Source organism: Joostella sp. (genome assembly GCF_048266025.1).
Classification (GTDB): domain Bacteria; phylum Bacteroidota; class Bacteroidia; order Flavobacteriales; family Flavobacteriaceae; genus Galbibacter; species Galbibacter atrarenae.
Genome location: NZ_JBLXAF010000001.1, coordinates 1,166,137 through 1,181,683, shown reverse-complemented (window position 1 = coordinate 1,181,683; position 15,547 = coordinate 1,166,137). Strand labels below are relative to the sequence as shown.

The following is a 15,547-nucleotide window of genomic DNA, read 5'->3' as shown; positions in this document are numbered from 1 at the left end:
GATAATACTTGGACGCTTCAAGTACCAGACGACAATATCCTCCCTGATGGAGTTTACGATGTGGTAGTAACAGTAACTGATACTGATACTGATGGAAATATAGCTAATGATGACACTACTAATGAGCTTTCTATAGAGAGTATTCCAGTTTCAGACATTACAATATCAAAAACTGTTGATAATATAAATCCTTTAGTGGGAGATTACATTGAGTTCACCATTCGAGTAATAAATAGTGGAGAAACTGAATTTAAAGATGTAGTTATTGATGAGGTTATTGCCTCAGGATTTACCTATCAACAGCATTCTGCTTCAGAAGGAAACTATATCCCTTCCAATGGAGTGTGGAATATCCCTTCCTTAATGCCTAATCAGACAGTAAATCTAAGTATTAAGGTTCAAGTAAATCCTACTGGAAATCATTCGAATGTTGCTACAATAATCTCAACAAATCCAACAGATGACAATATATCTAATAACACTTCAGAAGTAATAATAGAGCTAAGTTGTTTAACCGTCTTCAATGAATTCACACCTAACAACGATGGTTATAATGATTTCTTTAGGATTGAGTGTATTGAACAATACCCAAACAATGTATTGAAAATCTTTAACAGATACGGAAATAAAGTATTTGAGACTACTGGTTATCTAAATAATTGGTCAGGGATAGCCAATGTAAACGGTGCTGTAGATAGAGGTAAGCAACTCCCTGCTGGAGTCTACTTTTACTCTCTTCAAATAGATGAACTGGGTGAAGATATATCTGGCTGGCTATATATAGCTAAGTAAGAATTGATGCACTCTATTTAACTCATATCAATGAGGGTAATAGATTTTAAAAACCATAATCAAAACCTCAAAAAATTAAATCTTATGAAAATTTCATTTCCATATAAAACAGGATTAATAACATTAGTGTTCTTCTGGACTATTAATGTTATCACAGCACAACAACAACCTCAATTCACTCAATATATGTATAATACGCTTTCTCTTAACTCTGGTTATGTGGGAGCAAACAGATTAGAAGTTGCATTAATACATCGCTCTCAATGGGTGGGGCTCGATGGAGCCCCAGCAACTCAATCTCTTACAGTTGGAGGCAGAGTTGGAGAGCGAATAGGAGTTGGATTAACTGTAATTAATGATAATATCGGTCCATCAAATCAGCTAGATATGAATGGTGTTTTCTCATACAATTTACCCATAAGCTATAATACTTATTTATCTTTTGGAATGAATGCTGGGCTAGACATTCTCAATGTAGATTGGTCTGAGGGGAAATATGCAGAATCTCAAGATCCAATTTTAAATAATAATGTAAATAACTTGAGGCCTATAATTGGTGCTGGTGCCTATTTACATAGCGATGCGTGGTATGTTGGAATCTCAACACCAAATTTCATCAAAACAGAGACTTATAATGATGACGATGAAATTGTAATCGACCAAACAACACAATTCTATCTTATCGGGGGGTATGTATTTGAAATTACACCAGATTTTAAATTAAAACCTTCTACCCTTTTAAAATATACAGAAGGTGCTCCTGTAACTGTAGACCTATCGCTAAATGCTATGCTCCAAGAGAAATTTACTATTGGAGCGGCTTATCGCTTTAACGACGCAATGAGCTTTATGCTAGGCTTCCAAATCTCACGTAACTTCTTTGCGGGATATGCTTTTGATTATGCCACCACAGAACTTAATAAATATAATGACGGTTCTCACGAGATCATATTACAATACACATTACCAAACTTTAATAGAAGAGCACGTTCACCTAGATTCTTTTAAAACCTACAAAGATGAAAAAACTAATACTAATAACACTATTCATAACCTCTAGCCTTGCTGCACAAAAAAACACATGGAAAGCTGATGAGCTATATGCTAATTTCCATTTTAAAGAGGCTGCAAAACGCTATGAGAAGGCAATTAATAATTCGAAAAATATAAACACAGATGTAATTGAAAATCTTGCTAATAGCTATTTTAATATTGCAGATTATAAAAATGCATACTCATGGTACGAAAAATTATATACACTAAAGAACAAACAAATTAAAGAGAGTACATTTATTAAATATTTACAATCTACAAGATCGAGTAGAGATTATAAAAAAGCAAACCTTTTAATTAAAGAGTATTATGCTGACGATTATAATAGAATTGAGGCTATCACCATACAAAAAAGTAATCTAGATAGCTTAAAAGAATCCGATTCACTATACAACATTAGAAATGTAGCTATTAACACTTCTAAGTCAGATTTTGCTCCAATGTTCTACAAAGATCATTTAATTTTTTCTTCAGCTAGAGATACTGCTGTTGCAAAGGATAATTTATATGCGTGGAATGAACAACCCTATTTAGATCTTTATATTGCTGAAAGGAATAAAGGAAATGGAGAACTTAAAAATCCTGAAAAATTTGGTATAAACACACAGACTAAATTTCATGATGCTACACTTACATTTGGTAAAAATGGAAAATTTGTTTACTTCTCTCGTAATTACTCTTCCAACAAGAAACTTAAAACCGATAAAGAGGGAACCTCTAATTTCGAGATTGTAAGAGGGTATATAAATGGGGATATTATTACAAATATCGAATCATTAGATTTCAATAATGTAGAGTATTCGTGTGGACACCCAGCTATTTCTCCAGATGGCAACTACTTATATTTTGTTTCCAATATGCCTGGCGGATATGGTGAATCTGATATATATATGGCAGAAATTTATGAGGATGGAAAAACAAATACGCCTATAAATTTGGGCCCTACCATAAATACTGCTGGAAGAGAGATGTTTCCATTTATTACTGATAGTATTCTATATTTTTCTTCGGATGCCCATTATGGATTAGGGGGATTGGATATATTTAAAAGTACAATTAAATCAAAAGATAACTACGAAATCCCATTAAATATGGGACCTGGACTAAATAGCAATATGGACGACATAAGCTTTATTTATAATCCAGAAGACCTAAGTGGTTACTTTGCTTCAAATCGTAGTATGGGGAAAGGAGATGATGATATATATTACTTCAAAAAAAATCTTCCCTTACAACACCAGTTATTTTCTGGCCATGTATATGATGAAAAAACAAAAGAACCAATTCCAAGTACTTCGATTAAAATACGGGATATCATAGTGGATACTATTATTCAAGAAATAACAACAAATGAAGAAGGCTACTATCAAGCAAAGCTACCTTTTAAGAGAGAACATCAGTTAGTGTTTTCTAAGCCTGAATATACCTCTAAAACAATCCTTGCAAAGACTACAAATAACCCTCAGAAAGAACTTAAAGACAATGATGTCTATTTAACATCTTTAAAAAGTCTTACTATAAAAGAAGGAAATCAGCTTAAAATAGATGTAGATCCTATATATTTTGAATTGAACAAATCTGATATTACACCACAAGCAGAAATTGCACTCGAAAAAGTATTATATGTTATGAAAGAATTTCCAAGCATAAATATTATGATTGAATCTCATACAGACTCACGAGGTTATGATGAGTATAATTTAAAACTCTCTAATTCTAGAGCAGAAAACACAAAACGCTATCTTATTGCAAACGGAATAGCAGCAAATAGAATTGAGGGTGCTAGAGGCTTTGGAGAAACAAAACTAAAAAATAAATGTTCTAATGGTGTTAGCTGTAGCGAGGAAGAACATTCTCTAAACAGAAGATCAAATTTTATAATTGTAGAGGGAGAATAAGGTTTTAAAAAAATCCTCCAAACCACATAGTCCTTAGCTTTATGTTAAGGGCTATTTTTTTTACATTATCCTATTCAACACTAAATCTATATCAATCAATAAGATACTAAGCACCCCAGAAACAATAATAAACTTCAAAATATTGTGTAATACTAAATAATGCATTTTTGTTGAGGAGCGCCATAAGAACACCATAAAAACAAGCATTAATAGCATGCATGCATAAAAGAAAATATACATATGCCCCACTTTAAATGCTGTTACTAATAGAATGGCAGGAATAAAGGTTAATAAACTTAAACAGGTAATCAATATTTTTGAAGTCCGCTCTCCATAGACAACAGGGATTGTTTTATAATTCTGAGCTATATCTCCTTTTAAATTTTCTAAATCTTTTACCATTTCTCTGATAAGAATGATAAGGAATAAGAATATTGCATGTACAAAAATTACAGGTTGGAAGTTTTTATAATAAACAAAAACAGCAAAAAACGGAGTAATAGCAAGCGTTGCAGACACAAAATTCCCTACAAAAGGGATTTTTTTAAGCTTATGTGAATAAATCCAAATTCCGAAGATATACAACGAGAAAAATACAACCGCACGAAAGGATACATAGCTAGCAAAAATTACAGAGATAAAATTAAGCACAAAATAAGCAGATAGCTTAAACCGCTGACTCACCAATCTATCCAACATTGTTTTTGTTGGCCTATTGATAAGGTCTTTTTCTACATCATAGAAGCTGTTGATAATATATCCTGAAGCAATCGCAATTGCAGAAGCAACTACAATAGCAAACAAATTAGGATCGAATAATACTTCTCTAACAGGAATTTCTGGCGCAAGAATATAAATGGACGTTAAATATTGGGCAATAGCAATAACCAATACATTATAACCTCGCACCACGGAGAAGAGGCTCAACAACTTTAAAAATAATAGCTTTTGCCCCCGATTAAACATAAAGTAAAATGAGTTTTAGAAGTTATACACTACTTCTAATTTATGCCCTTCTAATGCTTTTCTTGCTTTTTCTATATCTTGTGTAAATCCTAGGATATAACCTCCGCCACCAGAACCGCAGAGTTTTAAATAATAATCGTTGGTGTCGATTCCATGTTTCCAAAGTTTATGAAACTGCGCTGGAATCATTGGCTTAAAGTTATTTAAGACGGTATTAGAAAGGTGCTTTAAATTTCCGAAAAGTGATTTTACATCTCCCTTTAAAAAATCATCAACACAAGCATCGGTTTGTTTTATAAACTGATTTTTTAGCATATTTCTAAAACCTTCCTGCTTCATGTTTTCCATAAATATCTGTACCATAGGAGCAGTTTCTCCCGTAGTTCCACTATCTAATAAAAACACAGCTCCTTTTCCATCTACTGTTTGAGAGGGAATACCAGTTGGCTCAATATTATCTTTCGAATTGATTAAAATTGGTAGACTCAAATAGCTATTCAAAGGATCTAATCCTGAAGATTTACCATGGAAAAATGATTCCATCGCCCCGAATATTTCTTTCAGCTTAAGTAATTTCTCTCTTGTTAAGTTTTCTAATACTGTAATTTTATCCGAAGCATATTTATCGTAAATAGCTGCTACCAAAGCACCGCTACTCCCAACACCATACCCTTGAGGGATACTGCTATCGAAATACATCCCTTTTTCCACATCCGTATTTAGTTTCTCTAAATCGAAAGAAACCAAACTAGGCTGTGATTGTTCTAGTTCACTTAAATACAAAGAAAACCTTTTAAGACTCTCGTTAGATTTTGCCGCTTCTGCAGATAAATCATCACTTACCTTAAGTGCTCCATTATAGAAGTTATAAGGTATTGATAAGCCTTTGGAATCTTTGATAATTCCATATTCTCCGAAGAGTAATATTTTTGAGTAAAATAAAGGACCTTTCATATCTCTAATTAATAATTGTGAGTTAATAATTCACAATTATTGTTTTGTTGATTTCACAATACTAATTAATAATTTCAATATATCTTAAAATCTAGACCTCAAGCAATTATAAATATAAATAATTTCCACAGCATAATCAAAGCTTTTATCCTTAATGATATTCTTCTTCAAACTGTCAATTATTAATTATGCATTGTCAATTGAACTTGCTCCAAATCCAATTTGGTCACAAATATACTTCCCGTTTTTACAATATGCAACGAGTTCGCTCTTTATAAAATTAAGAACCGTTTCTTTCTCATTTTCAGGATACAATATATGTACGTTCGCACCAGCATCTAATGTAAAACAAATCTTGCTTCCTGTTGTCTTTCTATACTCCCAAATCTTATCTATTATCTCCAACGTATTTGGCTTCATCAGAATAAAATATGGAATGGAAGTCATCATCATGGCATGAAGCGTTAACGCCTCACTCTCTACCACTTCGATAAAACTATTTAGATTACCACTTTCAAAAATCTCTTTTAACTTATCTAGATTTGCATGTGCTTGCTTAAATCGTTGTTCAGCAAAAGGATGTCCGTTCATTAAGCTATGCCCAACGGTACTACTCACTTTTTTCTCTCCTACATCAACCAATAAAATAGTATCTTGATAATTCTCAAAAACTTTATGTACGGCTCCTAAATATTGTACACCATACAAATCGGTACTACCTTCAATGTTTTTATGCGTTCCCCAGCCAACAATAGGTCCTTCTATACTTCTGCAAGCACTACCAGATCCTAATCGTGCTAAAAAAGATGCCTTTTTATTAAAAAAATCTTTCTCCATAGATCCCAACAACTGCTTTTCAAGATCCATTAAACACAACGCAAGTGCACTCATACCACTAGCTGAGGAAGCAATCCCACTACTATGAGGGAAAGAATTAAAGGTTTTTATTGTGAAATGATACTCTTTCAAAAAAGGAAGGTATGCTACTACTCGCTTAAAGAAAACTTCAATTTTAGGTGCAAAATCTTCTTTTAGCTCATCGTTTAAGTAAACTTTAAAGCTGAATGTACTTTTATCATCACCCGATTCTTTTTTTACATACTCCAAAGTTGTTCTAGTATGGCAATTATCCAACGTAAAACTAATAGAAGGATTTGCAGGAATCTGATTCTCTAACTTCCCCCAATATTTTACTAAAGCAATGTTACTTGGAGATTGCCATGTACAACTTCCATTTTCGAGCTTATTTACATAAGGAGCTGGGATAAATACATCTGTAGTCATTAGCATACTAAATTTGCGCAAATATAAGTAAAATACCTTGTTGACTACTCCTTTAAAAAAAATCTACCCGACAGCTATTGACGTTCTTTTTATTGAAAATAAATTACTAATTTAGTGTCATACAACAAGCTTATGCCAAACAAAATCACCAAAATTATAATCGCCGTAGCTATCTGTTTATTGGTAGGATTTCTTTCTGGATTTGCTACGCAGAGTTCTGTAGACACATGGTTTACAACACTAAACAAACCAAGTTTTAATCCGCCAAATTGGATTTTTGCTCCCGTTTGGACTGTTCTATATATTATGATGGGCGTTGCCGCTGGAATTGTTTGGGCAAAAGGATTTTACCACCTATGGGTACAAACAGCATTGTATCATTTTGGTTTCCAATTATTACTTAATGCCATGTGGAGTATTGTCTTCTTCGGATTTCAAAAACCATTTTGGGCTTTATTAATTATAATTACACTTTTAGTGCTCATAATTCTTACTATAAAATGGTTTAAAGTGGTTAATAAAACTGCTGCTTATTTACTAATTCCGTACTTGTTATGGGTTTGCTTTGCTACTGTTCTCAATTTTAGTATTTGGCAACTGAATTGAAGGAAGTTATAAAGTTTGAAAGTAAAAAGTTTATAAAGTTAGATTCTCTCTGTGATTGCCTATATGAATATAAAAGTTCCTATCAAAGTATTTAAAAATTACACCCTTCAGTTAAAACAGCTATATTTAATACTTCACCAACAAAAAACTTAGGGTCAAAAAACACTATCTAAATTTTAATAAGTTGTAACACCTGAAAGTAAAAAGTTTATAAAGTTAGGTTCTCTCTGTGATTGCCTTTGCGGCTATAAAGGCACCTGTCCATGCATTTTGAAAATTAAACCCTCCAGTAATAGCATCTATATTTAATACTTCACCAGCAAAAAAGAGATTTTTATGCAGTTTACTTTCGTAGGTTTTAAAATTGATTTCTTTTAAATCTACCCCACCAGCAGTAACAAACTCTTCTTTAAAAGTACTTTTACCATTCACTTGGTAAGTAGCTTCAGTGAGTTCATCTGCAAGTTTCTGCAATTGTATTTTACTTATTTCTGCCCACTTCATTTGGCTTGTAATTTCTGAAGCTTCAAGTATTTTAAACCATAATCTCTTTGGCAGATCAAAAGGACGGGTATTAAAAACAAGCTTTCTTCCTTCGGAGTTTTTAACATTGGTTAATGCTCCAAAAACCTCATGATTATTTCTATCCAAAAGCCAATTTACCTGTATTTTAAACTGATAATTAAGATCGAATAATTCTTGCGCACCCCATGCTGATAATTTCAAAATTGCAGGGCCACTCATTCCCCAATGTGTGATTAATAAAGGACCGCTTGCCTCTCCCTTATGGTTTCCATTTAGCTTTAAGGCTTTTCCCTTTCTATCCAACAACAACACCGATGCCGGTGCCGATAGCCCCATGAGTCCGTTAATACGTGTGTCTTTAATATTGAATGTAAACAAAGAAGGTACTGGAGGAACAACAATATGCCCTACCGATTCAAGTAAATTCCATACTTTAGGATTACTCCCCGTTGCAATTAATAATTTTTTAGTTTGAAAATCACCTTGCGATGTTTCTAATTTCCATTCATCACTTCCCGAAACAGCACTAATATTTTTAACAGAGCAACTTGTATTTACCTTAATTCCATACTTTTCAGTTTCTTTTAAAAAGCAATCGATAATAGTTTGCGAAGAATCACTTTCTGGAAACATCCTTCCATCCTCTTCAATCTTTAAAGCAACTCCCCTTTCTTCAAAAAAGGCTACCGTATCTCCGCTACAAAATGTATGGAAAGGTCCTCGGAGTTCTTTTTCACCTCTAGGGTAAGACTTTACCAATTCATTTGGCACAAATTCAGCATGCGTAACATTACAACGCCCACCACCAGAGATTTTAACCTTGGTAAGCACCTCTTTTCCACGCTCTAAAATAATTACTTTTAACTGCGGATCATGTGTCGCTATTTGTATTGCTGAAAAAAATCCGGCTGCTCCGCCACCTACTATTATTACATCGAAAACCATGAAGCAAAGGTACGCTTATTTTAAATTGAGCGTTTTAAAACTTACAGAACTTGAAAATTTGTATTAGTGGTATTATTGGTATAAAACAGTAGTTATGTTTATGATTTATAATTAGACTAGCTTAACTATAGTTTTTAATTTACAAATTAATAGACTATTTAGCTTCTGAAAATTCACCCATTTGGTTAATTATTTGCTCCTCCAATTCGCTTATTATATAGTGACCATTACGAAAAATAAACTCTAGTGAATAATTAACTTCATCATTTTTATAGTTCACTATAAACTTACTACAGCCTTCTTCTCTATATAACCTAAACCAATTTGAAAACAACCTACTTCTACTATAGTGCTTTCCGTCATAAGATTCGCAAACGTAATGAAGCAATGACTTAGGTTTCACATGTAAAAAATCAAGAATGATTTGTTTTATTGTTATTCCTATTAACTCATCTTTTGGTTTCCTTATCGAATTAGCTTCTCCAAAATCAACCGAATAAAGATTATTAAAATAATCATTTTCTATATTCATCTTCTGAAAAGAGACATAATATATCAAGTCGTGTTTTGTGTGAAAAATAAAAAGAGGGCTCTCACCCTCTTGTCTTTCAATATTGTACATATATTTATAATACCTTAACTCATTTAGCCTTCTTTACTTTTGATAAAATTTTTTTACGGTTTTCTTCCTTTTGTCTCATCATCTTTTTCAATGTTTCTACCGTCTTCTTATCTGGAGACACAGTAACTACTTTTACCATAATCAATTGATTTTCAATAGAACAAAATTACATTTTTTATTTGCAATGACACCTGTTTCGTTCCAAAAATTACTTATTACTATATATCGGCATCAATATAATACCACCATTACAAACCCTCTTAATTCTATATCAGATTCAGAAAATATAGGAAATTGATCATTGCATAAGCCTAATTAAACCTGTTTCAAAAAGGAGAGTCATCCCCAGAAGAATAGAACAAATAGCATTTATTCTTAATCTTAAAATCAATATATTCTACTAACTCAGTAGTTTTAGAAATTAGAAGTAAAACTTCTTCTTTGGATACTTCTTGAAAATTATTGTCTCTATCTAAACCACTACGATGAATAAAATCATGTCTTGTTTTAATAGCTTTGGAAATAGCCTTTATGCTTGAGCATTCATTTAATTTAAAATTGAATATGTTAAATACAGATATTAATTTAGGCATATTATGATAAATAAAATAGTTTAATTCATCTCTCACTCTACTTTCCAGTCCATTAAACTTAGAAAAAATTTCATTTAACGGAATTTGTTCTTTCCTATATGGCTCATATTCACTTACGAATTTCTCTAGAGTATAATCTCTTTCAAAAACAATCGTAACAAAAATTTCATTAAGGAATGTTTCTAAGGAAGTAATCACTCCGGAAAACACTAATCTATTTAGTGCTTGATCCGTTATATATTCATTAATCTCATGACTTAGTATTTTTTTCAATCTATCTATTTGAGAGAAATAGAATTGTTTTGACTTAAACAAATTAGATTGATTATATTCTTCAAGACTTATAGCAGAAGTTGAATAACTGATGAAACCTTTTAAATCATCAATAAAAACTAATTCCAAATAATCAAAATTAATTTTGACTGTATAATCGTAAGAAGCCTCACAATTAACACAATAAAGTGTATCACACTTAGAGTATGGATACTTAACCCCTTCAAAATCGGCATCAATCTCTGTAGAAAAATTTTCCCCACACTCCAAGCATTCAAGATTTATATTAATATTTCTATTTTCAGAAATATCAAATTCAAACGAATTCATTTTTTTAAAATTTCATGATTAACATACTTCATTGAAAAGTGTTTATTCATAACACTAATTTTTAAAACTCTACTCATTTAGTATTTACTTAAATAGAATATTAAAAATAAGAAATCCCTTTCATAGATCGTTAAAAGATGTATAATAATATATCATATAATTTTATTGATTAAAAGTCTACCCTATAAATTTAAGCTTCATAATAAGAATCTAGTAAAACCACATAGGCCATGCCATATGCCCTTAAAGAGGCACATCACCCCTTATAGCAGCTACGGAAGACCTTATTTGGGTCGTTTTATGGCCAATCACCCCTATTCTGCCACCCCGACCCCCTACATGCACCCCCCTTTAGCCCACTCTTTAAGGGGTCTTGCCCACCTTGAGACACCAAAAAGCGATGGCAAGTAGCAAAAAAGCCCCATACTATCGCTTATAAGCATTAATTTAATGGTTAGAACCCACCACAACACCCCTCTAGGGGTAGCTGTATGGGGTTAGCCCCCTATGGCACACCCCCTACTCTTCAGTCTCTATATTCTCGGAAGATTTTTGGAACAACACACTCATATCCTTATAAACGGTATTCGATCCCGGCTCATTCTCTTTAGCGAGAAAGCGTACTTTTCTATAAAAAGTAAGCGCATTGTTATAGTTATCGTGGTCTAAAAGTGTTTTTGTATCTACTAATTGCTGCGTCAAACTTTCCATATAACGCGCTACACCCTCCACATCTTCTCGAGATTTATAATCTGACGAACTCCTTTTTATCCAAAAATCGTGGAATCCAATTAGGGTGTTGCCCCATATAATCTTTAGCTTTATCTACTAAAAGCTTATTCTGATTTGCAATACGACCGTATTGTCTACGTTGCTCGGGAGTAAGATTAACTGTTTTTCCTTTTAAAAGGGCTTCTATGCCCGCAAGGTGATTTTGAAGTTCTTTAAGTTCATGCTTTGAAAATGATACACTGATTAAGTTGTCTAATGCCATAAGTAACATTTGTATTGGTTAAGACATCAAGGTATCGATTATTTACTTCGAAACATCACGATAACTACTTTATTTACAAATAATTAGTATTTATTACTAATGTGTGATTTTTTAGTATTGGAGATTTACTTAGATATATCTGTGCGCATGGGCTTCTAAACAACTTTCTCTTTTCCGCTAAAAATTATTAGACCTATACCTATTAATATAAAAGGTATGCTTAGTATTTGTCCCATATTTAGAGTCATTGAATCTTCAAAAGCAACTTGATTCTCTTTAAAAAATTCAATTATAAATCGCGCTAAGAATAAAAGAACAAGAAATACACCTACTAAAAGACCATTCTTATAATTAGCCTTCATTCTATATTTCAAAATAAAGAGAATGAAAAAAATACATAAATAAGATATAGCTTCATAAAGTTGAGTTGGATGTCTAGGAATTAGGTCATCTTTTACAAATACTACTCCCCAGTTCCCATTAGTGGGTTTTCCATATATTTCTGAATTCATAAAATTTCCAAACCTAATAAAAGCTCCTACTAGAGGCACTGCAATAGCGACTCTATCTAGTACCCATAAAAAATTAAACTTATATTTTTTACAATATAATCCAATAGCAATTAACACTCCTATTCCTCCTCCATGACTTGCCAATCCCTGAAAACCAATGAACTCATACGAAGTTCCTATTTTTTTTATTGGAAGAAAAATCTCAATAGGATGCTCAAAATAATATGTTGGCTCATAAAAAAAGCAATGTCCTAACCTAGCTCCCACTACTATTCCAACAACAATATAAATAAATAACTTATCGAGACTCTCTATAGGCACTCTCTCATTAACATATAATCTTTTTACTACCTGATAGCCTAATAAAATTCCTAATGAAAATAGTAGTCCGTAGTATTTTAAAGGGAATGTATCTGTAATCCAAAAAATTACTGGATCTACGTCCCAATAAATTACATTTGTATTCATTCTATTAAAGTTTGTATTTTCTAATACCGAATATAACTAATAATCTACATTATAAACTGATATATAATAATTACTACTCAAGTATATAACCAATTCTAAAAATACCATATATACATTACTTAATATATACTCCCACTTTATGAGCTACTTTTTTATAATGTATAATAATTCTGTCTTCAGAAACTAATTTATTAATTATTAATAGGCTTCATTTCTTTTAATGCCTGCTTATGATACATATCGGCAAATTGTATTTCTAAATACGTTTGGATATCTTCTCTACTTTTACCGTTTTCCAACATTTTAAAGACCTTAGAAATGTACTTTTCTTTAAACGTATCAAACGGAGGGTCATTATTTAAAATATCATCATAATGGATGGTTTGCAACTGCTTCATCATCCAAGAATGAGCCACATACCTTTTCTCCTTGAGATGTAGGTCTTCTATAGCCTTATCACTATTTGTTTCAGCTGAATTCACCTTGGCTTGAGCAGAAAAATATTCCCTTTCAACCACATAATCCATTTCAACAGCTTCCGTGTATAGTTTTTTCAACCCTTTAAATGTTAATTCATTATAGGTATCTAGAAAATCTTTATGATCATATAAATATTTTAAGTATGCTATTGCGGTTTGCTTATATTCCTTATCACTACTATTCTCTGATTGATAAATGACTTCTTCTAAAAAAGATAAATTTTCTTTTATTCCTTTAATCTTTAAAATAGCACTGAATTTATCTTCTCGTGAAACAGCTACTACTTCTGTACTAATACTATCATGAGCTCCCTCAAAATAATACTCACGATAGGAGAAATTAAATATTTTATCTTTTCTTTTTCTTTTAAATTTAGGGGGAAGGTTAAATGAATAATTATACCCAAGTGTTGCTGTAAATTCTTTGAGTCCGTTAGTTTGCGGTTGATAATTATTACTTCGGAATAACTGAATCAGACTCAAATTAATCATATGCCTTTTAAGCAACACATAGGCTGCATTGGCTCTTATATTAGCAATATTTGTACTCCCTGCTTGGTTACTACTTATGTTGTAAGAAGAAGAAATACCTGCATTAAGTTTACTGTCAAAAAAACGCTTATTAACGTTTAAAGTAGGCCCTAATGTGGTAGCATCCTCTCGTCCAATACTATTTAGTGTTGCATTAAAAGCTGCTGTAGCGTTTAATTGTTGCTTAGGGAATGTGAGCGTATAAGCGGTATTTATATTATGAAAAATTGAAGCATCCCCAATCCTTACTATACCATTCTGTTCGTTTGCTACATCACTTACATTATAATTAAAAGCTATATTTTGTTGAAGGTTTTCTTTTTTAGATAACATATAATTAATACCCAACATTGCATTCTGTGATAGCTGTTTATAGTCTAATGTATCTAAATTATTATCTAATAAATTATCATCGTTTATATTTTCAAATTGATTTACTTTTACATTGGTATAGGTTCTAAAATTAGAATATGAACCATTAATACTTAAACGTTCACTCAAATTAGCAGATGCATTCACGGCCCCTACAAATCTGCTACTTGCATTTTCTTTTTGGTTCTTTAAATCATCCCGCTGATAACCTATATTAAAAGAAAGATTTACTTTATTATTAAACGCCACAGTAGCGGCATTTAAAGTTATATTTTCAAAATCGTTATTAAAATAATAAGCTCCTAACGTTTCATAACCAGGGTCTATACGCTCATAAGCAACCCCAACAGAAGACTGGTCAAATTTATAATTTACACCTGTTTTAAAAGCTGTATAATATTCTGTAGACACCTTACTATTAAACAACAACCCCGCAAGACCTCCTTTACCGCCATTACCTTCTTGAGCTCTTAAATCTTGCGTAATAGCACTCGAAGCATACGTACCAAAGACATCTAGGTTATTAGTTATTTTATAACTTCCTTCTACACTTAACACCAGATTTTCTTTTGGCAACACTCGCTTTTGTTCTGGCACAGAATCGATGGAATTAATTTTATCTTTTGCATAAAAACCAATAATCCCAATGGTATATTTTCTTTTTTCATAGGAAGTTTTGATACCATACCCCATACGTTTAAATGCAGGTACTGTTCTGGGGTCTTCTGTGTCTTCGGTAGCTTTTAATAAACGCCCTGCCATAGCGCTTATCTCAAAATCTCCCTCTGGAGTGAGATCTACTCCTCCCCCAGTAAACTGATGTCCGCTTAAAGTATATGAAGAAAAGTTCATGTTTACATCTCCTATATGTCCTGTTACCCATTTGTATTTAGGATGCAGGCTTAATCTATTAAAGTTAAAAGGTAATTGGTAGTTTAAGCTCTTTCCTTGATTAGTAAAACTATAGCTTATGGGCATCGAAAAAGTATATAAACTTACATTAATACCTCCCTGTAAAAAATAAGTAAACGGCTCCCTAGCATTATTCTGGTTCGAATTATAGTATACACTATTAGCGGCAATATTGCCGCTAACTTTTAGTGGTTTCTCTTGATTAAATTGCTCTAAGTCTACACTTTGCGCATTTAAAAAACAAGAGAAAGAACTTACTAGTATAAGAATTAATTCTCTATTCAAGGTAATCTTTACATCGGGGTGTTTATAGCTAGGGTAGTAGGTTATTATATGCTATGTTCTGTTCACTGTTTTAAAATTTATTTTTTATCATTTAAAATTAGTTTTACAAACTTATCTCTTCATACATACGTTTTCATAATTTAACAATCCAGT

At 32.1% G+C, this 15,547-nt stretch carries 14 protein-coding genes; 4 read left to right on the top strand and 10 right to left on the bottom strand.

Features of this window, described 5'->3' with window-relative positions:
* From ACN0TY_RS04915 to ACN0TY_RS04905, 3 genes are all read left to right on the top strand, one after another.
* The coding region (locus ACN0TY_RS04915; protein ID WP_417443593.1) for a gliding motility-associated C-terminal domain-containing protein at window positions 1-792 on the top strand (792 nt) is incomplete at its 5' end.
* An 84-nt stretch (window positions 793-876) separates the two neighbouring features.
* Entirely contained in the window at window positions 877-1,800 is a 924-nt protein-coding gene (locus tag ACN0TY_RS04910) for a type IX secretion system membrane protein PorP/SprF (protein ID WP_236957919.1), read from the top strand.
* Between the two features lie 11 nt (window positions 1,801-1,811).
* Window positions 1,812-3,743: an OmpA family protein gene (locus tag ACN0TY_RS04905; RefSeq protein WP_417443592.1), complete on the top strand. Its 1,932-nt coding sequence runs from the start codon at window positions 1,812-1,814 to the stop codon at window positions 3,741-3,743.
* A gap of 60 nt (window positions 3,744-3,803) precedes the next feature.
* Here ACN0TY_RS04905 and ACN0TY_RS04900 read toward each other — a convergent pair whose 3' ends face one another.
* The 3 genes from ACN0TY_RS04900 to ACN0TY_RS04890 all read right to left on the bottom strand — a co-directional run bounded on the left by ACN0TY_RS04900 (window position 3,804) and on the right by ACN0TY_RS04890 (window position 6,947).
* The gene (locus ACN0TY_RS04900) at window positions 3,804-4,709 is read right to left on the bottom strand and encodes a geranylgeranylglycerol-phosphate geranylgeranyltransferase (RefSeq protein WP_417443591.1); all 906 of its coding nucleotides are present in this window, start codon (window positions 4,707-4,709) and stop codon (window positions 3,804-3,806) included.
* Window positions 4,710-4,724: 15 nt separating this feature from the next.
* Window positions 4,725-5,663 (bottom strand): mevalonate kinase, encoded by a 939-nt coding sequence (locus ACN0TY_RS04895; RefSeq protein ID WP_417443590.1) that lies wholly within the window; start codon window positions 5,661-5,663, stop codon window positions 4,725-4,727.
* Between the two features lie 186 nt (window positions 5,664-5,849).
* Window positions 5,850-6,947, bottom strand: coding sequence for a diphosphomevalonate/mevalonate 3,5-bisphosphate decarboxylase family protein (locus ACN0TY_RS04890; protein WP_417443589.1), 1,098 nt, complete (start codon window positions 6,945-6,947; stop codon window positions 5,850-5,852).
* 132 nt (window positions 6,948-7,079) lie between these two features.
* On the opposite strand from ACN0TY_RS04890, the gene ACN0TY_RS04885 reads away from it, so the two are divergent.
* The gene (locus ACN0TY_RS04885) at window positions 7,080-7,553 is read left to right on the top strand and encodes a TspO/MBR family protein (RefSeq protein WP_236957914.1); all 474 of its coding nucleotides are present in this window, start codon (window positions 7,080-7,082) and stop codon (window positions 7,551-7,553) included.
* 216 nt (window positions 7,554-7,769) lie between these two features.
* On the opposite strand, the gene ACN0TY_RS04880 is transcribed toward ACN0TY_RS04885, so the two are convergent.
* The 7 genes from ACN0TY_RS04880 to ACN0TY_RS04850 all read right to left on the bottom strand — a co-directional run bounded on the left by ACN0TY_RS04880 (window position 7,770) and on the right by ACN0TY_RS04850 (window position 15,394).
* Window positions 7,770-9,023, bottom strand: a complete 1,254-nt coding sequence (locus ACN0TY_RS04880; protein WP_417443588.1) for an NAD(P)/FAD-dependent oxidoreductase — start codon at window positions 9,021-9,023, stop codon at window positions 7,770-7,772.
* A 154-nt stretch (window positions 9,024-9,177) separates the two neighbouring features.
* On the bottom strand, window positions 9,178-9,555 hold the full coding sequence (locus ACN0TY_RS04875; RefSeq protein WP_417443587.1) for a DUF6169 family protein: 378 nt from the start codon (window positions 9,553-9,555) through the stop codon (window positions 9,178-9,180).
* A 416-nt stretch (window positions 9,556-9,971) separates the two neighbouring features.
* Entirely contained in the window at window positions 9,972-10,841 is an 870-nt protein-coding gene (locus tag ACN0TY_RS04870) for a hypothetical protein (protein WP_417443586.1), read from the bottom strand.
* Between the two features lie 519 nt (window positions 10,842-11,360).
* Window positions 11,361-11,543 (bottom strand): hypothetical protein, encoded by a 183-nt coding sequence (locus tag ACN0TY_RS04865; RefSeq protein WP_417443585.1) that lies wholly within the window; start codon window positions 11,541-11,543, stop codon window positions 11,361-11,363.
* Window positions 11,544-11,586: 43 nt separating this feature from the next.
* On the bottom strand, window positions 11,587-11,835 hold the full coding sequence (locus ACN0TY_RS04860; protein ID WP_417443584.1) for a hypothetical protein: 249 nt from the start codon (window positions 11,833-11,835) through the stop codon (window positions 11,587-11,589).
* 155 nt (window positions 11,836-11,990) lie between these two features.
* Window positions 11,991-12,815: a prolipoprotein diacylglyceryl transferase gene (gene lgt / locus ACN0TY_RS04855; protein WP_417443583.1), complete on the bottom strand. Its 825-nt coding sequence runs from the start codon at window positions 12,813-12,815 to the stop codon at window positions 11,991-11,993.
* Between the two features lie 191 nt (window positions 12,816-13,006).
* Window positions 13,007-15,394 carry a hypothetical protein gene (locus tag ACN0TY_RS04850; RefSeq protein ID WP_417443582.1) on the bottom strand — a complete coding sequence of 796 codons (2,388 nt, stop codon included), beginning with the start codon at window positions 15,392-15,394 and terminating at the stop codon, window positions 13,007-13,009.
* Between the last annotated feature and the right edge of the window lie 153 nt (window positions 15,395-15,547).